At 41.5% G+C, this 20,793-nt stretch carries 16 protein-coding genes and 1 pseudogene; all 17 read left to right on the top strand.

The annotated features are described in order from the left end of the window. Positions 1 to 50 precede the first annotated feature (50 nt). The 17 genes and pseudogenes from NSS67_RS19360 (at position 51) to NSS67_RS19280 (ending at position 20,791) form a co-directional block, all read left to right on the top strand. A complete protein-coding gene (locus NSS67_RS19360; RefSeq protein ID WP_339315217.1) occupies positions 51 to 2,318 on the top strand; it encodes a glycosyl hydrolase family 18 protein in 2,268 nt (755 codons plus the stop codon). A gap of 112 nt (positions 2,319 to 2,430) precedes the next feature. Further along, a complete protein-coding gene (locus NSS67_RS19355) occupies positions 2,431 to 5,841 on the top strand; it encodes a LamG domain-containing protein (protein ID WP_339315216.1) in 3,411 nt (1,136 codons plus the stop codon). A 50-nt stretch (positions 5,842 to 5,891) separates the two neighbouring features. After that, positions 5,892 to 6,851 carry an acetylxylan esterase gene (locus tag NSS67_RS19350; protein ID WP_339315215.1) on the top strand — a complete coding sequence of 320 codons (960 nt, stop codon included), beginning with the start codon at positions 5,892 to 5,894 and terminating at the stop codon, positions 6,849 to 6,851. 18 nt (positions 6,852 to 6,869) lie between these two features. After that, positions 6,870 to 7,640 carry a prolyl oligopeptidase family serine peptidase gene (locus tag NSS67_RS19345; protein WP_339315214.1) on the top strand — a complete coding sequence of 257 codons (771 nt, stop codon included), beginning with the start codon at positions 6,870 to 6,872 and terminating at the stop codon, positions 7,638 to 7,640. 125 nt (positions 7,641 to 7,765) lie between these two features. Further along, complete coding sequence (locus NSS67_RS19340) at positions 7,766 to 8,833, top strand: response regulator (RefSeq protein ID WP_339315213.1); 1,068 nt, start codon at positions 7,766 to 7,768, stop codon at positions 8,831 to 8,833. Beyond that, the gene (locus NSS67_RS19335) at positions 8,833 to 10,644 is read left to right on the top strand and encodes a histidine kinase (protein ID WP_339315212.1); all 1,812 of its coding nucleotides are present in this window, start codon (positions 8,833 to 8,835) and stop codon (positions 10,642 to 10,644) included. The genes NSS67_RS19340 and NSS67_RS19335 overlap by 1 nt, the downstream gene beginning before the upstream one ends. Positions 10,645 to 10,809: 165 nt before the next feature. Further along, positions 10,810 to 12,261: a sulfatase-like hydrolase/transferase gene (locus NSS67_RS19330; protein ID WP_339315211.1), complete on the top strand. Its 1,452-nt coding sequence runs from the start codon at positions 10,810 to 10,812 to the stop codon at positions 12,259 to 12,261. A gap of 21 nt (positions 12,262 to 12,282) precedes the next feature. Further along, the gene (locus NSS67_RS19325) at positions 12,283 to 12,915 is read left to right on the top strand and encodes an SGNH/GDSL hydrolase family protein (protein WP_339315210.1); all 633 of its coding nucleotides are present in this window, start codon (positions 12,283 to 12,285) and stop codon (positions 12,913 to 12,915) included. A gap of 35 nt (positions 12,916 to 12,950) precedes the next feature. Continuing rightward, the gene (locus NSS67_RS19320) at positions 12,951 to 14,330 is read left to right on the top strand and encodes an alpha-L-fucosidase (protein WP_339315209.1); all 1,380 of its coding nucleotides are present in this window, start codon (positions 12,951 to 12,953) and stop codon (positions 14,328 to 14,330) included. A 252-nt stretch (positions 14,331 to 14,582) separates the two neighbouring features. Continuing rightward, positions 14,583 to 15,098: a GNAT family N-acetyltransferase gene (locus NSS67_RS19315; protein ID WP_339315208.1), complete on the top strand. Its 516-nt coding sequence runs from the start codon at positions 14,583 to 14,585 to the stop codon at positions 15,096 to 15,098. A 111-nt stretch (positions 15,099 to 15,209) separates the two neighbouring features. Continuing rightward, the gene (locus NSS67_RS19310) at positions 15,210 to 15,800 is read left to right on the top strand and encodes a sigma-70 family RNA polymerase sigma factor (protein ID WP_339315207.1); all 591 of its coding nucleotides are present in this window, start codon (positions 15,210 to 15,212) and stop codon (positions 15,798 to 15,800) included. Continuing rightward, positions 15,778 to 17,406 (top strand): DUF4179 domain-containing protein, encoded by a 1,629-nt coding sequence (locus NSS67_RS19305; RefSeq protein ID WP_339315206.1) that lies wholly within the window; start codon positions 15,778 to 15,780, stop codon positions 17,404 to 17,406. The genes NSS67_RS19310 and NSS67_RS19305 overlap by 23 nt, the downstream gene beginning before the upstream one ends. 92 nt (positions 17,407 to 17,498) lie before the next feature. Next, positions 17,499 to 17,717, top strand: coding sequence for a hypothetical protein (locus NSS67_RS19300; RefSeq protein ID WP_339315205.1), 219 nt, complete (start codon positions 17,499 to 17,501; stop codon positions 17,715 to 17,717). 131 nt (positions 17,718 to 17,848) lie between these two features. After that, a pseudogene (locus NSS67_RS19295) lies at positions 17,849 to 17,941 on the top strand (nucleotidyltransferase); the annotation flags it as partial. Positions 17,942 to 18,135: 194 nt separating this feature from the next. Continuing rightward, positions 18,136 to 18,897 carry an aminoglycoside 6-adenylyltransferase gene (locus tag NSS67_RS19290; RefSeq protein WP_339315204.1) on the top strand — a complete coding sequence of 254 codons (762 nt, stop codon included), beginning with the start codon at positions 18,136 to 18,138 and terminating at the stop codon, positions 18,895 to 18,897. Between the two features lie 46 nt (positions 18,898 to 18,943). After that, a complete protein-coding gene (locus NSS67_RS19285) occupies positions 18,944 to 19,474 on the top strand; it encodes an AAA family ATPase (RefSeq protein WP_339315203.1) in 531 nt (176 codons plus the stop codon). A gap of 150 nt (positions 19,475 to 19,624) precedes the next feature. Then, positions 19,625 to 20,791, top strand: a complete 1,167-nt coding sequence (locus tag NSS67_RS19280) for an alanine--tRNA ligase-related protein (RefSeq protein ID WP_339315202.1) — start codon at positions 19,625 to 19,627, stop codon at positions 20,789 to 20,791. Positions 20,792 to 20,793 lie beyond the last annotated feature (2 nt).

Raw genomic sequence — 20,793 nt, 5'->3', positions numbered from 1 at the left:
AGAAGATATGTTAACCGTTACCAGACAACAACAATTAAGGAGCGTGTTCTATGTTGAAACGTTATATGTTGATGTGCCTTTCTGTTGTAATCGGTTTAGGTGTGTTTGTTGGGATTCCTCCTCAAGGTAAGATTCACGCTGCTGCGAACAGCGTTGTCTATGAAGCAGAAGATGGTGTTCTTGGGAACGGTGCCGTTATTGATGATTCTAGTAATGCATCTGGAGATAAATCCGTAGGAAGTCTTCACATAACGAATGCGTATAATCAGATCAATAGTGTAGATGGCGGTGCAGAAGGCGGAACTTATTATTTAACAATTCAATATTCAAATGGTAGTACGCAGGCTACGAAATCCTTATATGTAAATGGAACGAAAGTGTCAGATCTACAATTTAGCAACACAGGTGGCTGGAATACCTTCCATAGTCAAGTTGTCGGAATTATACTGAATCCTGGAACAAGTAACACGATTAAGATCCAAGAGACCGGTGGGGGAACTTATACGTATGGTGTCAATATCGACAACTATACCATAACACCTCCTTCCAATCGTGTGAGTCCGATAGATCAGACATATGAAGCAGAGAATGGAATCATGGGCAATGGTGCAGTGGTTGCGAGCTATACGAATGCCTCGAATGAGCAAATCGCTGGAAGTTTACATGTAACGAACGCCTATAATCAGATCAATAATGTGGACGGTGGAACTGGTGGAGCTTATGAGCTGACGATTCGTTACGCTTCAGGAGATACTCAAGCGACCAAAGCCTTATATGTGAATGGCATAAAAGTCATGGATGTAGTCTTTAAAGGCACAGGTGGCTGGAATACATTCGTCAACCAAGCCGTAACGATCTACTTGAACGCGGGTTCTAGCAATACGATTAAGCTTCAAGAGGCAGGTGGAGGAACATTTACGTATGGTATCGGCATTGATACTTATACGTTGAAACCAAAGACTTTCGGAATTACAGGTTATATTCATCCCGATAGCTTTGTGCTCAATGATTTGGACGCAGATGCATTTAATGATGTAACAGATGTGGTGTCGATCGGATTTCAGTCCACAGACAGCAACGGGAATATCATGAATGTGAATTCTAATTGGACTCAATATGTGGATACATTAGATGCTCTCATCGGATCGAATAAAGTTAAGAAATGGGTAACAATTACCGGAAATTCAACCGTATTTGCAAGTATAATGTCGAATCCAACGACAAGAGCGAATTATGCTGCAAATGTTCTTAACTTCTTGGATCTGTATGGCTTCGATGGCGTAGATATTGACTGGGAATATCCAGCGAATTCAACCCAGTGGAATAATTTCAGCGCGGGTCTTACTGAATTACAACAATTGCTTGGTAAGCATGGTAAAGACATATCGGTTGCTCTTGCTCCATGGGGGGTTAACTTAAGTAGTAATGCCTTTGCTAGCATTGAGCAAATTAATGTCATGATCTATGATCTCGGATATTATCATGCAACGTTGGAACAAACGGTGAATGCACTCAGTTATTTCACGGGTTTAGGCATGCCTTCCAATAAAGTGAATCTGGGATTGGCATGGTATGGTAGACCAACAGATGGTACAGCGTTTTGGGCGGATTACGATTATTTGATGGATACGCAAACACCTACGACGCAAATTTCTGATGAGACAAATTTCGTTTCTGGGAAGACGGTTATTAGTCCGCACGGGGTAACGGCTGTAAAGGATGTTTATTTTAACGGGATCGATATGAATAAGCGGAAGATGCTGCTAGCCCAAGATAAAGGATTACGGGGTGTGATGATCTGGCATTTGTTTGGCGATATAGCCGTTTCGAATTCGAAATCGCTGTTGTCTGCAATTGTGTCAGAGAAGGACCAACATGAGCAATATCGAAATCTAACCAATCTAGCGTTGAATCAGACATATGCTGCGAATACGAGTGATGGTACGTACACCGTCTCAAGAGCCTTTGACAACAATGATACAACGACATATTGGCAGGCTCCTGCCAGTGTAACTTCAAATGTGTACCTGCAGGTCGATTTCAATCAACCGACAACGCTCAATACCGTTGTATTGAAGGAGCATGGTGACAACGTTGAGTCCTATTCGATTCAGTCTTGGGATGGTATGCAATGGGTAGACGTATACACAGGTGGATTGATGGGAGCCTACAAAACGGTATCGTTCGATCCGGTTACGACTTTACGACTTCGTGTGTTCATTTCTACCTTCGGGTCTCCGAATATACCAAGCTCTCAATCTAGCTTTACGCAGTACAATCGCCTCGGCATGTATGAATTTGAAGTATATAACAAGTAACAACTCCTGTGCCTTCATGGTGAATATTGCAGTATCATCGTGGAGGTCTTTGTCTAGCAGAACAATGATTCGTGCTCATGAAATAGTTATGAATTAGCAGGAGGCTGAGTGGATGATGAGCCGTATACAGAACAGTGAAATAACAGGAGCAAAGAAAATTGTAACGAATGATTGGGTTGTTAAACCTTGTACAGATCAGGCAGTAATAAGGGAAGAAAATAATAGCATTGTAATAACAAACGGGCTGGTAGAGCGCGTGTTATCCATCCAAGAACATATGTGTACAGTGTCGTATCGAAATGTATATACAAATTTGGATTTACTTACAGGTTCAACGACAAAGTCCGATGCCAAAATTATGCTGGATGGAATTCCATTTGACATTGGTGATTCTGGCGTTTCCAGTCACACCTTCCGATATGTCAGCTATGTCATTGGTGACCCTATAAAACGTTATGAATGGAAGCCAAGTACGTATTCTGATCCTCTTAGCAAAGTCACACCATGGCCTGCCATTGGCAAAAGGGTGACGATTACATATGAAGCTACGCCTGACTTTCCGGAACTCTATCAGTATGTAACGATTGAAGTTACTTACGAGATTTATCAAGGAATTCCCGTGATCAGTAAAGTACTGAAGGTCATGAATCAGGGGGAAGAAGATATTGTAATTACGGGCTTAGTCGTAGAACAATTATGGGTAGAAACAGCAAAACGAGACCAGCTGCATGTGGAAACGAGCTTTAAAGGCTACGGGAAGAACATATGCAGAAATAACGATATACATCGAACAGTGACGTGGGCTACCGTTCCAGAGGGTGAAAGTCTACTGACATGCAGTTTTACCGTAGGGCCAGAATGGTTACTAAAAAGCGGTTCGGAATTTGAAAGCTTTATAACGTTTGAATTATTGCATGGTGTTGATTTTTTTGAATGGAAGACGTTGGAGATCCGTAAGATGTACCGAACGCTGTTCCCGCAGATTACAGACAATCCGATTTTCATGCATATTATCTCAGATGATGATGACATCGTTCGTGAAGCCATTGATCAAGCTGCAGAAGCGGGCTTCGAGATGATTATTCAATCCTTTGGTTCTGAAGCGAACATAGAGAGCACCGATGCAGCCTATATTCAGCAACATAAGGAACTGTATGATTATGCGCATAGCAAAGGTATTAAAATTGGCGCATATACCATGTTAACTGTTCGAGAGGATGGTGCATGGTCCGATTCCTATGATTCTAATGTGTGGGGCAGGATGCGTGATATGACCTCTCCAACATTTAAACAGTACTGGGAGGATGTTAAGCGTTTTATCGATCAAACGGGTTTGGATGTCATTGAAATTGATGGGGCTTATCCGATGGCGGTAAACCCCGCATATCCATTAAACTCCCAAGTCAGTCAATGGTTACATTCAACGGTACAAATGGGTAAAGATTTGCGTGATCGAGATGTATACTCTAACGTAGCGGATTGGTTTTATCTGAATGGATATAACAAAAATTCCATGGGATATGAGGAAATAGCGTGGAGCCAGCCTCGTCGAGAACAGCTCATCTTCGGCAGACAGGTGATCTATAACGGAACCTATCAGAAGACACCATCTATGGGCTGGACGTTTGTACCGCTGGATGTCTATCATGGGGGAGGAATGGACGCGACCTTCGAGCCGTTAAGTACTAACATCCAAGACTATGACTTTGTACTTGCGCAAAATTTCGGAAGTGGCGTTATGGCAGCTTATCGTGGAAAGCGATTATTCGATTCTGAAGCGACGAAGGCGATCGTCTGCAAGTGGACATCCTTTTATAAGAAATACCGGGCCATATTGAACTCTGACATCGTTCACATTAAACCACCTGAATTTAGCTTAACCAATGATGAACGGACAACCGGTTTGGATGCAATTCTTCATGTGAACACAGACTCGAAGGAAAAAGGCCTGATGATGGTCTATAATCAGACGGATGAATATCAGACAGAGACCTTAACGATCCCATTGTATTACACAGGAATGACGGAGCTAAAAGCTCCACATGCACCTGTGCCAGGCTCACATCCGAAGCAAATTCGGGCCTATGGCCAATGGCCTATATTGGATCCACATTTACCTGAAGTGCCGCAACCATATGCGTACCCGGATGCTTACCCGACGGACCGACAAGTCATGATTTCGCGGGAAGGAGTAGAACTACAAGCCTATGTGATTGATTCGAATGGGAATGTCATGGTGGAGGTCACACTACCGCCAATGAGTTATTCTTGGTTCGTGCTCTATGCACCAGAGGATGTCGAAGCACCCTCTGTGGTTGATATCGTCATTGAGGATGTAATCGCATCCCCAAGCGATCATTCCATTGAATTATTCTGGCACACATCAGACGCTGAAGAGTTATTCGGTGGGGGGTACCATATTTATCGCAATGGCGAATGGATTGCCAAGTCGTTCTATCGACATTTCAGAGATGAGGGGGTCGTGGAAGAGACAAGTTACACGTATGAAGTAGCTGCTGTGTATGGCGGAGGCTCCGTAGAAGGCAATAGATCTAAGGCAATTGTTGTAACAACATTACCAGACACAACCGCACCTGTCCTCTTGCATGTTACTACAGAATCATATACTAGTGTTCGGCTTGCATTTAGTGAATCCCTAGATCCTTCAAGTACTGAAACCGTAATGAACTACGTCATAGATCATGATGTTAAGATTGAAGATGCAAGTATACAGACGGATCAACGAATCGTTGTGCTTACGACAAGTGTACTCTCACCAGATATTGATTACATCGTGCAAGTCAATCGTGTAAAGGATCAAGCCAAGGTAGGTAATAGTATTGCGAACGATAGTAGCCAGCAATTTCAACATGGTCTTGTACGCAAGTTCTTATTTCAACAAAGTGTGGGGTCAATCGTAAAGGATATTGCACAAGGAAAAGATGCCGTCATTAAAGGGAGTATCAACAGTTTATCGAATGAAGAACATCCAAACCTGTGGCTTAATGGTCTAAGTACATTTATCGACTTGGGTGGGAGAATTATCGAGAATAGACCTCAGTTCAGTGCTGAAGCATGGATTAACGTCGAAGAACGATCAGAGAGTTCATGTCAGATGATTATCGCTCAGCAGCAAGATGTAGTACAGCGTTATAGATGGAGCTTATATATACAGAGCGGTAAATTGTACTTTGCAATGAATAATGAGTCCGGTGAGCATCAGGTGCTAGTGGGAGACTGCACAACACCCTCGATTCTAATACAAACATGGAGTCATATTGCAGTGACGCGTCACGATCATGAATTTGTATTGTATTTGAACGGTAAACGGATCGCTGCGTCTCAGTCAGAGGTATATCTTACGCAACCAGCAAATCCGAATCATATGTATATCGGTGCGGAGCTTAGTGCAGCAGGAAATGGCCCCTCTCATTTATTCAAAGGTGGTATTGGAGAGGTGCGTTTGTACAATATCGCACTTACGGAAGAACAAATTAGGATGCATTCTACACAAGGGATGTAAGCAAAGGTATAACATAGTTATTTTGTAAATAGAAAAGAGGTTACCCATAGATGCCATTAATAGATATGCCGTTAAAGGAACTATATATGTATCAAGGGAGAAATCCACGTCCAGCAGATTTCGACGTGTATTGGGTTCGTGCGATTGCTGAAATGAAAGCAATAGACCCTCAGATTGAACTCATTCCGAGTGATTTTCAAGTTCCACATGCAGACTGCTTCGATTTATACTTTACAGGCGTAAGTGGTGCTAGAATCTATGCCAAATATATTCGACCAAAGCATGTCATAACCCCGCATCCAGCAGTCGTACAATTTCATGGATATTCAGGAAGTTCTCAAGATTGGACAGATAAGCTATCGTATGCATTATTAGGTTTCTCTGTATTATCCATGGATTGCCGTGGTCAAGGCGGACGATCGGAGGATGTGGGTGGCGTAAAGGGGACTACGTATCGTGGCCATATCATTCGTGGTCTGAATGATCATCCGGATAAACTTTTGTATCGACAGATATATCTTGATGCAGCACAACTTGCTGGTATTGCTATGGAGATGCCTGAGGTAGACCCGGAGCGGGTAGGTGTCATGGGGAGCTCTCAAGGTGGAGGATTAACGATTGCATGTGCCGCATTGGAACCTCGTATTAAGCGTCTTGCGCCTGTATATCCATTCTTGAGTGACTATCTGCGCGTATGGGAGATGGATCAGGCGAAGGATGCCTATTTTGAACTTGAGTATTACTTTCGCAACTTTGATCCGCAGCATGTGCGTGAGGATGAGATTTTCATGAAGTTAGGCTACATCGACATTCAACATTTAGCTGAACGAATTCAAGGCGAAGTGCTGATGGGCGTAGGGCTCATGGATACGATATGTCCGCCATCTACACAATTTGCTACCTACAACAAGCTTACGTCGAATAAAAAACTAGAGATTTACCCTGATTTTGGTCATGAGAACCTTCCTAAGTTCAATGATAAGGCATTACAATTTCTACTTGGATTATGAGAGGGGGATGCTAATTATATGAATAAAAATAACAATAACACGACGGTAGTAACCTCAACGGAATGGAAGGGGTATATCCGCCATGATTTTATATTTGCGAGCAGAGAGGGGCTAGTCGTTTTTCCAAAGAAAGCGGCGAAATGTCGTCCGTGGGTTTGGCGTTCAGAATTTTTTGATGCATTCGCACAAGCGGATATGGCGTTACTAGAGCAGGGATGGGCGATTGCCTATTATAAATTAAATGATATGTATGGATGTCCTGCTGCAGTAGAGCTAATGAATGGGTTCTATACGTATGTGAGGTCGACATATGAGCTTGCTGCGAAGGCGGCGCTGTTCGGCTTCAGTCGCGGTGGCCTGTACGCATTTAATTATGCTGGATCGTATCCGAATCATGTGATGCTCATGTACCTTGACGCACCGGTACTGGATATTAGAAGCTGGCCAGGAGGCAAGGGAGTGGGAAATGGAGCACAGGCAGAGTGGAGTCAATGCTTGTCTGTATATGGTATAACTGAAGAGGAATCGGATAAATTTCAAGATTCACCACTCGATCGCATCGAAAATGTCTTGCAGGCGAACATTCCCATCTTGATCGTAGCTGGCGATGCCGATGAAGTAGTGCCATTTCATGAGAATGCAGCCATACTGGAAGAACGTTATCGACAACGAGGTGGCGCGATTATGATGATCGTCAAACCTGGCATTGGGCATCACCCCCATAGTTTAGAGAACCCTCAACCGATCTTAGATTGGATGCATATGTATTATGAATTATATTGTCGTTGAAGGAAGGTTGTTCTATGATGAAGAAAGAAATACGGCTTTAGTTGGTCTTTCCAATAACCAGTACGGGATCTATTCATACATTTTTGCTCGCTGCGAGAGTAAATAATGAATCGGAGGGTGAGATAATGAAAGTGATCATCGTTGATGATGACTGGATGGTATGCGAAGGACTAAAGAAAGTAATTCCGTGGGATGAAATACATGCTGAGTTGCTAGGTACTGCCAGTAACGGCTTGGAGGCACTACAAATTGCAATAAAAGAGAGCCCTGATCTAATCATTAGTGATATCAAAATGCCAGTGATGAACGGGCTGGAGTTATGTGAGAACATCTATAAGAGTATGGTGGATACGCATATTATTCTCCTGAGTGCACATGATGAGTTCGAGTATGCTCGTGAAGCTATGAAGTATGGAGTTCGGGACTTTATCGTAAAGCCTATTAACCGAAACAAGATCAACCAGCTTATTGTACATATGCGTGAGCTGGCAGAGAAAACGAATACGAAGAAAAGCTTTTACGCCACTTACTATAACACCGATCTAGAGAAATCCTTCATCGCCGCTTTAAAGAATAGTGATCAAGATTTTTTTAAGAATTATTTTGACGACATTCTACCCTCCCTGAACCTTAATATTTCCGATTCGAAAGAGTTATGTATTAAACTCGTGAACATGTTATTCGATTATGTGTTGGAGCTAGGCATCAACTTGGATGACAATTTTGCATTTAAGAAGGATGTTCTAGATGTTCTATATCATAAGAAAACGAGAAAAGATATTGAACTGTACGTTAGTAACATATGTTTAGATTTCGTTCAACTGACAATGACCAAGAAGAATGCTCGAATTGATTCCACGGTAGATTATGTAAAACGCTATATTCATGAACATTTTGCTGACGTGAATCTATCGGTCGCCTCCATATCCGATCAATTACAGCTTACATCTTCTTATGTAAGCGCAATCTTCAGTCAAACCGCACGCGTGAATATCAAAACATTTATTACAGATTACCGAGTCAAGAAGGCTTGTGAGTTGATGGAGAACCCAGCGATCAAATTGTCGACACTATGCGATGCCGTTGGCTTTGAAGATCCGCACTATTTTTCTAAAGTATTCAAAAAGGTAATGGGGATTACACCGACAGAATACCGAAACCTCAAACGGGGAGAGTCAGGACGGGTGCACTGATGTCGCTCATAAAAAGTATTAATTTCAAGATTTCACTATTTTTTATTCTTGTGATTACGATAATGATTGTGGCATCGAATGGAACGATCTACATGATGTTTAGTAAGATCATGGTAAATCGTATGATAGAAGATCAGGCCAATATAATGCTACAGAACAAAAAAAATATCGAGAATTTGACTAATGGAATTAATCAAGCAACAGCCTACTTTTTCTCAAACAAAGCCATCGCTGATATTTTGAATCGGGATTCGGACGATGCCTTACAAGTATTAATAGATCAGAGTGTTTTACAAGATCAGTTGGATAATTTTTCCACAGTGCCGATTCTTAGTTCGTTGGACAGCTACCACACCACCTTGTTCCTGTTTGATGGATATCAGATTTCTAAGGAACTAAATTCCTTAGCGATTAACGAGCGTACTTTTGATAAGAATCGGGTATCCAATTCTGTCTCAGTAAGTAACGAATCGTGGTATAGAGCGACAGAGGAGGCTGATGGAGCTCTGTACACGTTTACACTCCCACAAGACAATAATCATATTTATATAGCTCGACTTCTAAGAAATAAGTACATAAGGGTCCCAAATTATATCGACAACATGGGTGTCATCGTCGTAGGAATTGATCGTAATTATTTCTCCAGTCATATTGAAGCATCTCGATTAACAGAATCAACACAGATTTATCTGGTGAATGATAGCCAGCAGGTCATTTATAGCAACAATACAGAGGCTGTAGGACAACAAATTTCATCCTATAACATTCCTCAAGCGAAGCTGGAGCGAAGCAACGAGGAATCTTTTACATTGCGTGATACCCGGGGGGATGTAATCACAACGGTATATACGTTGCAATGGGGATGGAAATTAGTAACAATGATTCCGAAGAATGATATAACAGCAAGTTTGGCTGTTATTCGGAATATTATCATTATAACGACACTACTCTGTATTATTACGGGTGGCGGATTAACCATTCTGATCTCAAAACGAATCTCACAACCGATTACCCGGCTAGCTATGACGATGCGGCATATTCGAAGCACAAGTAATATTGATGTTAGTATCAAGTCTCCACAACAAGATGAAATTGGATATTTATATAACAGCTTTAATAGTATGATGAAGCGAATACACCATTTGATGGACGATGTCTATGAGAGCACGAATAAGCAGAAGGATGAAGAATTGAAAAGGCTTCAAGCGCAGATAAATCCTCATTTTATTTACAATACGCTGGATGCCATTAACTGGATGGTATTATCAAAGAATGACGAAAAAGTGATTACGATGGTCTCCTCCTTGGCAGATATATTGCGATACAGTATTAAGCATCCTGATGATAAGGTGCAACTGAGCGAAGAAATTGCGCATGTAAAAACGTACGCTCAAATACAACTCATTCGGTATAGTCACTTTGCTGTAACATATGAGATCGATCCTAGTATATTGGATATGCAGGTTCCTAAGTTTATCATTCAGCCCCTTGTAGAGAATGCCATTATGCATGGCATATCCAAGCTGAAAAAAGATGGGAAGATTGAAATTATCGGTCGTCGATTTGAAGAAACCATACAAATGATGGTGGTTGATAATGGTCCGGGAGCAGATGCCGAGCTGTTAAATAATTATCTCAGGGGATCTGTACAAGTGCTTCGGGATTCAGACGGATTTGGTATTCAGAACGTAAATGAGCGGGTCAAAATAAATTATGGTAATCGGTATGGTCTCAGCTATCGCAATAATGAAGATGGACAGCTATTTGCAATCATTATTTTGCCATATGAGTCCAACTCAAACGGCAGCTGATCCCAATCGTTTAAGCGGTGGGGATCTTTGTCTTGAATAAAATTACCTCAAATCCAATATTATTACCGCTGATGATCAAAAACGGCTATGGTACGATGTAATTAAGGTATTGTTTCATTTGTTTTGTAAACGCCTACATAGCTTTTGGTGGAGGGGAAACAGAAGATGAAAAAGAAACATATTTGGCTGATTACAACGGATCAAATGCGCGCTGATACGATTGGCTATGAAAATGAGAAGGTTCAAACGCCTGCGCTCGATGAACTTGCGTCCCAAGGCATTGTATTTTCCAAAGCGTATTGTCCAAGCCCAGTGTGTACACCATCTCGCGCTTCAATTTTCACTGGTCGATACCCGCATGTTCATGGCGCGTGGAATATTGGTGTTTCGCTTCGGGAAGATGAAATGACGTTATGCGATCATTTGAAGCCATTAGGTTATCGGACAGTTGGTGTAGGTAAAATGCATTTCCGCCCTCAATGTAAGCCAGGGTTCAACATGGCGGCAGAAGATGTATCTTATCGCGATCGGGGCAGAGCTTCGGACGGTACGTATTACGGCTTCGATGAGATCCATATATCAGAAGATAATATGATCGGTGAATATTATGATTGGCTGCAAGAGAAGGATCCGGAAGTGTACGGGCGATTTATCCGCGATCGCTATCGCGGAGAGGATGCACAAGGCGATGTGTGGGAACGCGATATGCCTGCGGAACTGCATCAAACGTATTGGATCGCCGAGAAGAGCATTGAAGCGATTCGTGCGCACGAAGGTGAGGAATCGCTGTTTCTCTGGACCAGCTTTGTAGACCCACATCATCCGTTTGATCCACCTCGTGAATATGCAGATCGATATGCCAATATAGAAATTGAGCTGCCTCGCATGCAGCCTGGTGAGCTAGCTTTACGGCCTGAGCATCTACTTCGTCAGGGGGAACGAGGATATTGGCCTGGAGGAGCAGAGCCTCATCAGCATCAGGATGAGCATTTAATTCGATTAACACGGAATTATTATGCGATGATTACATTCATCGACGAACAGATCGGTCGTATGGTTGATGTGTGGAAAGAAAAGGGAATGTATGATGAGCTGGTGATTGTGTTTACGAGCGATCACGGGGAATTACTCGGTGACCATGGACTTTTATATAAAGGACCCTGGCTCTATGAAGGATTAACGCGCATCCCGATGCTCATTCGTGATCCCGATGTGAGTGGAGGTATCAGGGTAGAGGGTTTGATGGAGCATGTTGATATTGTGCCAACATTGCTGAGTGCAATCGGGCAGAAGAAGCCATACGGTGTCCAGGGCATTTCACAGCTCGACGTGATGATGGGATCAATACCTCAGGTCAGAACTTCGGCCATTACGGCCTATGATGCACATGATCGGGGCATCCAAGCGAAGTGCATGCGGACCGAACGATATAAATTAGTCATATTTGCTGGAGAAGCATATGGCGAGTTGTATGATTTGCATCTCGATCCAGAAGAACGATGCAATCAATTTTTCGAATCAAGCTATAAGGAAATAAAGCTAGAGCTCATGGAAATGCTTACTCATCGATTGATTCAAGATCAGGATCCGTTACCAGAACGAACTTGCGATTGGTAAAAATTAGAGGAGGAATTGTTTATGGCACAAGGGCAGCGTCTCGAACAATATGAATGGTGTCAAATGTGGAGGGAGGAAGCCGATAAGCAGGATTTGCCGCGGATTTTACTTATTGGCGATTCTATTACGAATGGGTATCATCCTTTTGTACAAGAACAGTTAAGGGGTCTAGCTTATGTTGATAAGTTAGTAACCTCAAAAGCGATTGATAATGCCGTGCTACTCAAGGAAATAGATTATATGCTGATGCACGGTGAGGACTATGTATATCAGATCATACATTTCAATAATGGTCTACATGGATGGCATGTACCGTTGGAGGAATACAAGGAATCCTTAGATTCCGTAATACAGTATATACAATCCCTTTCAAAAGCCAAAATCGTTGTTGCGACTTCGACACAGGTCACAACGAAGGGGGAACATGGGAAGATTGATCATGACAAGAATGACCGCGTCATTGACAGAAATCGAGCTGCTTCCGAAGTTGCTGTGAAACATGGGTTAACAATCACTGATTTATATACTCCCATGTATGGAAGAAGCGATTATCGTGTGGCTGATCCTGAAGATTTATATCATTTTAATGAACAAGGTCAGAGAGCTCAGGCTGTACTCGTGTCAGCTATATTGAAGCAGTTCCTTAGTTCCTGATTACATTTCGTAAATATGAGAGGATGGTATATCCCATGAGTAAAGTGAACTCAGTTGAAGAATGGCTTGTTAAAGATGGTGTACATAATTTTAGTTCGGAAGAGGATTATGTGTCGCCTGAGGATCCATTGCTGCTTGAGCGGTTGGAATGGTTTCAGGACCAGAAGCTTGGCCTCATGATGCACTGGGGACCGTATGCACAATTAAGTACAGATGCATCGTGGATGCTCTGTGATCATGAAGCTGAATGGTCACGTAAATGCGCTGATTGGGATGTGGATGCAGCAACGTTGAAGCAACAGTATTTTGATACGAACAAAACTTTTAACCCGATCCGCTTCCAACCGGAACGCTGGGCAGAGCTCGCTGCAGATAATGGATTTAAATATTTGACCTTCACCACGAAGCATCATGATGGCTTCTGTATGTGGGATACAAAAACGACGGATTATCGGGTTACAGGAGAAGATTGTCCGTTCCACACACATCCGTATGCTGATATTTGCAGACAGGTATTTGATGCTTTTCGAGCGAAAGGCCTTGGTATATCAGCGTATTTCTCCAAAGCGGACTGGCACACTCCGTCTTATTGGGCACCAGGGATGTTAGCTGGTGAAGTTATGCATCGCGGGTCTTCCTACAATCCGAAGAAATATCCTGAATTATGGGAACAATTTGTCCAATTTACGCATCAACAGATTATGGAGCTTCTGACCGATTATGGTCGGATTGAGATGCTGTGGCTTGATGGTGGATGGGTAAGCGCACAAAATAGTCAAGATATACGGCTGGGTGAAGTCGTTGACAAGGCTCGTGAGACACAACCATGGCTCTTGGCCGTCGATCGGACGGTTGGCGGCGCTTATGAGAACATTATTACCCCAGAGCAAACGCTACCTGAGAAGCCTGTACATGTTCCTTGGGAGAGTTGCATTACAATGAGTAAATCATGGGGCTTCAAGTATGAGGATGAGTACAAATCGGCACGACAACTCATTCATATATTGATTGAAGTTGTAGCCAAAGGTGGGAACCTCGTGCTAAATGTCGGCCCTCAACCCGATGGTCGTTTGCCACATATAGCTGTGGAACGAATTCTGGAAATAGGCGCGTGGCTTAGTGTACACGGGGAAGCCATTTACGGAACTCGAATTTGTGAACCTTACGCGGGCGAGCATTGTTTTTTCACACAAAAAGAAGGTACAACGTATGCAATGTATTTGTATTCAAGCGAAACTACGCAAATAAATCAAGAGATTTATCTGCCTCTACAACACGATATCAAGCAGGTCGACCTGATCGGTAGCGTGGAAGGATTATCATTCGAACGGACTGCGGAAGGTATAATCGTTCATTTGCCAGCGCATGAATTGACGGAACAAGCTCCAATCGCACATACATTTAGAATCTCGTAATGAATCAAGTTAACAGCGATTGGTGATCCACGATAGTGAAGAAGAACCTTCGTACGATGAAGGTTCTTTTTTTGCGTACTCGTTAGCTGATAGCGTCTAAGTGGAGACTATTCTTTTATTCGCTGGGATCGCGGTAATTATGTGCGCCTTGAATGCAATGAATAAACTTCTTGTCTTCTCAAAGGACTATGATTAACATGGAGTTATTCCAAATAAATACAATGCAAGTTATCAGAAATGGAAGGTGCAAATTTGATCAATCAAAGACTCGAGTTTCCAGCATTACAAACAGAAAGAATCGATCTACGAATTTTAAATCTAGAAGATGCAGAAGCAGTATTTAGACATTTCTCAGATGAAGAAGTTACTAGATATATGGATATCGAACCCTGCAAAGATCTAAAAGAGGCCGAAGAGATCATTCAGTACCATATCGATGATTTGGGCTGCAGATGGGGCATGTTCGATAAAGATAAGGACGAGCTTATCGGTACTTGCGGATACCACTATCTAAGAAGAGAGGATAAAGAATTTATAGCTGAAATTGGATTTGATTTATCTAAAGCTTACTGGGGACAAGGGCTTATGTACGAAGGGATGAAAAGAGTTATTGATTTCGGGTTTTCAACAATGGGACTAACCACTATTGACGCGACAGTTGAACCCGAGAATGCTAGGTCGATAGCTTTGATGGAGCGATTGGGGTTTGATAGGGACGCTGAACTTCGTGATCAATTCGAATATTTTGTACTTAAACGCAATTGCTAGATAAAAGAGTAGGTCTTCAATACAATTGAAGACCTACTCTTTTTTGTATAAAGTGAGAGTTGTTCTGATAGGTATCGTCTATACAGTATCGTGCTTCAAGGAGGCTTAAGGGTGAAGGGACATGTACCGAAAGTTGAAAAAGAGGAAGAGAGGCAATGGATTCAAAATGTTCTGGATGGACATAAGGAAGACTATTCGTTTCTTGTAAATCGATATAAGAACAAAATTTATGGCCTTTTGAGAGGGATGGGGGCTAATGATCAAGATGCGCAAGACATCACGCAAGAGACTTTTATGAAAGCTTATCTTAAGCTGGCCTCACATGATTTGGATAGGATTTTTGCGGCTTGGCTATATACGATTGCAGCTAATTTACTGAAGGATTTGTGGAAAGGGACTCGTCCTACAGCAAGCTTACCAGACGATTTAACTGAACTTTCTCTTTCAGATAATCCGGAAGAAGAGTTCATTCGTTCAGAGCATCGCACAGAGATACTTCACCTAATACAGAAACTACCGCCTAATTATAGAAAGACATTGTTTCTTCGTTATACTAATGATTTAAGCTATGAAGAAATGTGTGTTTTCTTAGATGTCCCATTAAGTAAGATCCAAAATAATCTTTATCGTGCAAAACAGCGTTTGAAGCAAATCTTGTCTCACTCGGAGGTGAAAAGCGATGAAGTGCTTAAGTCCATTTGAGATCGAGCAATACAACCTAAGTTCACCTACCTCCCAGTCTTTGGAAGTCACTGATCATATCGCTGCTTGTGCCCAATGCAATTTGATCTATCATGCACTATTAGAAGAACAAGAAGAGTGGGCACTAGCTTTATTTGAGGAGAAGCTACCAGATTCTTTTACAGCTCAAGTAATGGCTTCAATAGAACTTGTAGAGCTTGAACAAGTAACGGTACGGGGCAAGAATCGAAATAATCCGAAGAGGATAAAATTTCTAAGATTAACTATGACCGTTGTATTGTTACTGATTGTTCTGAGTGCCGTGATTTTATATTCTGTACCCACATTGGCGGAAACTTTACGTTCACTTTTTGTGAAAAATAATGTGGACATTGGTCTGTTGCGAGCGCAAGAGTTTGGGCTGGTTGAACATCCAAATATTAAGGTGAAGGATAAGGGTTATACGATAAAAATAGATGAAGCTGTAGCGGATCCAACTCGTGTAATTGTTGCGCTACAGTTGTTCAGACCGAACGGAAAGCATGACAGACATCACTTGGTTCTTAGTGACGAAAACGGAAATAAGATTGAAATTAAAGATGATGATGGAAAGGTCGTGGGAGATTTATACGATATGGGATATACCGAGGATTTTTACTATATGATCGTTAATTTCTCGGAGCCATTGCAAACCGATCACATCATGATCGAAGGTCATATTACTAAATTGGGGGGCAAGGGAAGTAGTAATCCTATTCTTCAAGGAGATTGGAATTTCAATTTTTCGATGGATATGACTGAAGCGAATAAACAAACAACCTCAACTCCAATAAAGGGTAGCTACACATCGCCGGATGGATTGACCGTGACCTTGAAAAGAATAACGCGTATGGTTCAAGGTGTCCGTTTTGAATTTGATACGGAGTTGAGTGAAGAGGCGTTGGAGCGTTCTCCAGGTGAACTATGGAAGCAGCAGGGGGTGAAGTTCCACTTCGAGGATAGTGCGGGAGAAGAGATTCATAGTGTTAATACTAGAAAAGTCCCTCATAAGGATAGTACAATGTCGCGATCTTCGATGCCTGGTGATAAACCTGGATTCATGCATTGGAGTTATACCTTTAAAGATTTACCACTGGATACATTATATACTTTCGTATTTGATGGATATTTCATTACTGAGAAGGACGGATCGACGGTACAATTTGAGCCTTCCAAGTTGAAAGAACATCCGATTCCCTTTGCATTTGATGGGGATGAGCTGATGTTAAATGATTTTACAGTGGAATCACCACCAAATACCAACGGCTCTGAGCAGGAGGGTTCATTACACTTTAGTGGAAGATTTAGAAATGAGACTATGAAGAGTGAATGGATATTACAGGATCTTGAGGGTAGAGAGTATCCCCTTTCAGGACAAGGTGTTTCTTCAATCAGAGGATCGGGATGGAAAGATGGTTATATTGTAATTGTTGAATCACAGTCAAATAACAAAAAGAATTTTTTTGAGTTCCGTGCTGCGGGACTTACTAAGATCCCTGACCAGCTTCAATTAATACGCACGATAGTTAACCGATTGCATACCAATGTAGATTGGTCCGTTCCTATCATGGAGATTAGTGAAAAATAGTAAAATCAATCATTTAGCTTCCGGATTGTACAAGCAGAAAAAGGAGAAGTAGCATTTCATATACTATCACAATCGAAAAGAGGTGGTAGTTTATGACTGCTGCAGAGAAGAGAAGAATTCAAAGAGCTTTAAATGCTTTGCGTAAACAAAGAGTGGTTTTGAAAGCAAGTCTTAAAAGAATTGATGAAAATCTTTGTAGATTGCCTATTGCTAGATTTGAAGTGCAAGCAGTAAGAGAATCAATCGTAGAAGCACTTCGACTGAATGCTATTGCTATAAGAAACTTAAAAGCAATTACTTGTGCTTGTTAATTCTTAAAGTGAAAATATTGGTAAGTTTACAATTCGGGTGAACCTAAGGGTTCGCCCTCTTTATCTTGTTAAAAATAATGTTTCGCACTAACGTTCAGAATAGAATAGTTAAATAGCTTTTACAGAAACAAATTATCCAATCAGTTAAAGAGAATTGCGAACTAGACTCTATTGTAACTTCATGTATGATGTATGGTTCCTTCACTAAAGGTGAGGGAGATCAATGTTTTGAAAAGAGGAGAATTAGCACGCTCATTGGAAGTTCTGACACATGTGCAAAAAACTTCGCCACTATCTAAATAAATAAGATTAAAGAAAGCACTTAGCAAACAGCTCAGTGCTTTCATTGTAAAGCTAACGGACAGAAGTGATTCGGTGATAAAATTATTATCAAGTGAAAAGCATAGGAGGTTTAGCTATGATGATTAAACGTGAGACAATTCTAAAAGCAATTGTTTCAGATCTTGGAAGCGAAGATTATATCTTGGCTATCTGGTTGGAGGGTTCAGATGGTACAAAAACCTTGGATGAGTATTCTGACATTGATATAGTCTGCTATACCAAAGAAGGCTACATCGATGAAGCATTTACTCGACTGGATGAATGTATGCGGCGATTAGGACAAGTAGATATCGCCTATGAACAATCTGGTCGACCCACCAATAACCGCTACAAGGTATACCACCTGCAGGAGTCATCAGAAAATCTCTTAGTGGATGTGACGATTCAAAGTGAGAGTGTCCCAGTTTTATTTATTAACGAAGACAAAACTGTCGTTCCAGTTATATTGTTGGATAAGGCAAGTATTGTGAAATATCAAAACGTTGATCACGTGACTCACCGTTCACAACTGCATTCACAATTGATACGTGCGCAAGGCATTTACAGCCAAAGGAGCAGGGCTGTCAAATATACAAAACGTGGTCTTTTTTTAGAGTCGTTGATTTACTATCATAAGTATGTTTTGAATCCACTTGTAGATGTACTTCGGATAATCTATACACCTTTTCAAGCTGACTGTTTTCTGGTTCATGCGTCTCGGGATTTTCCTGTAGAAGTGGTGTTAACCCTTGAAAAGCTATATGGTGTAACAACCGTACAAGATATTGTAGACCGAATCAATTTGACAGACGAATTGTTTCGTAATGCCGTAGCAGAGGCTGAGGTCAAGCTGTCATAGTATCTTATTTAACTTTTTTCAATTCGACTTGGGAGGAAATATTGTAATGCAAGAGATAGGCAGAGAACACATGGTATATCTGATATCAGGTCCGCTTGGTGTTGGGAAATCAACAACTTCGATAGAACTTGCACGAAATGTTAAGCACTGCGTTCTTATTGAGGGTGATGTACTCCTTCATATGTTTAAGGGTGAATCAGAACCTTCATGGGAGGAACGTCTAAGTTTAACATGGAAGAACATCCTTGCGTTAACAAGGAATTTTATTCAACATGGCTTTAATGTTGTAATCGATTTTGTGGTTGAGGATGAACTTGATTGGTTTTGTAAACATGTGTCAGATTTAAATGTAAGACTAAAATATGTCATACTCACAGCAGATAGAGAAAAATTAATTGAACGTCTAACTATAAGAGGAGATATTGAATCCTTAGAACGCTCTTTGTTTTTGCTGAACAAGATGGAGATGACCTCATCCAACGAGCCATTTATTAAAGACACTACTCAAAAACAAACATCCGAGATTGTAGAAGAAATTATTAATGACTCTAGTTATAATGTTTTTAATCATGGCTAGCGGTTACGTTAATGGGAAACGACAGTTCACCAGTTTAGCCTCCAAGAACGCCGCCATAAGGCGGTTTTATTTGCTCAGTTTGTCTTTGAAATCCGTTATGATACTATAAGCTTAATGTGCCGAAAATGTAAAAAAGAGAGGAATACATACATGACTAACAAACTTTACTACAATTCTACATACCTGACCGATTGGCAGACCCGTATTTCTGAAACGATTGAACGAGAAGATGGGCTCTATGTTATTTTGGAGGAGACAGCTTTTTATCCGCATGGCGGAGGACAACCCTGTGATCTAGGAACTATTCAGGGAATCTCTGTACTGGATGTAATCAGTGAGGAAGAGCTTGTACTGCATAAGCTGGAACGTCTGCCTGATGAATTAGAAGTAACTTGTCAGATCGATTGGAATAGAAGATTTGATCATATGCAGCAGCATAGTGGACAGCATTTGCTCTCAGCCGTTTGTCTCGACGTATTCGAATTTATGACCCTAAGCTTTCATTTGGGTGAAGATTATTGCACGATTGACATAGAAGTACCAGAGTTAACCCCTAATCAATTTCACTCTATAGAAAAAGAGGTTAATCGGCAAATTTACCGGAACCACACTATCCTTAGCTATTTTGTAACAGGGGAAGAGGCTTCACAGCTCAAACTGGTTAAACAGCCAAAAGTGACGGAGAATATCCGAATTGTAGAAATCAAGGATGTCGAATACAACGCTTGCGGAGGTACACATGTATCTTCAACAGGTGAGATTGGTATGATCAAGCTTCTGAAAGCGGAGAAGCAAAAAGGAAATACGCGGATTTATTTTAAATGTGGATACCGAGCCTTGGAGGAATTTAATAGCAGTCTGCAAATCCTTGGAACACTATCCTCCAAGTTCAACACTGGTAAAGATGAGATTATCGATCGGATTGAGAAATGGGAAAATGAACAAAAGCAGCTGCAAGCTGAAATCACTCTACTAAAAGAGAAGAATGACGTCTATGTCGCTCAGGAGCTCTTGGCACAACAACAAGGTAATCTGATCGCACATGTGTTTGAGGATAAATCACTAAAAGATTTACAAAGTCTTGCTAACAAGTTAACCGCTCAAAGCACGGTTCCTGTGTTATTAGCTACTTCTGCTGAGAATAAAGTTGTATTTGCACAGAATGGTAATGCGGAGATCTTCTGTGGAGCATTCTTCAAGGCTCATCTAGGCAGCTACAATGGTAAAGGCGGGGGCAGCGATAAACTGGCACAAGCAGGATTCCCGTCATGGGAAGATGCTTTTGCATTTTATGAGTTTGCTAAGAGGAGTCAATAGAA

The organism is Paenibacillus sp. FSL R10-2734 (assembly GCF_037963865.1).
In the GTDB taxonomy this organism is placed as follows: domain Bacteria; phylum Bacillota; class Bacilli; order Paenibacillales; family Paenibacillaceae; genus Paenibacillus_AQ.
Note: the sequence above shows the minus strand (reverse complement) of the source record. Positions and strands in the feature narration are given on the sequence as shown.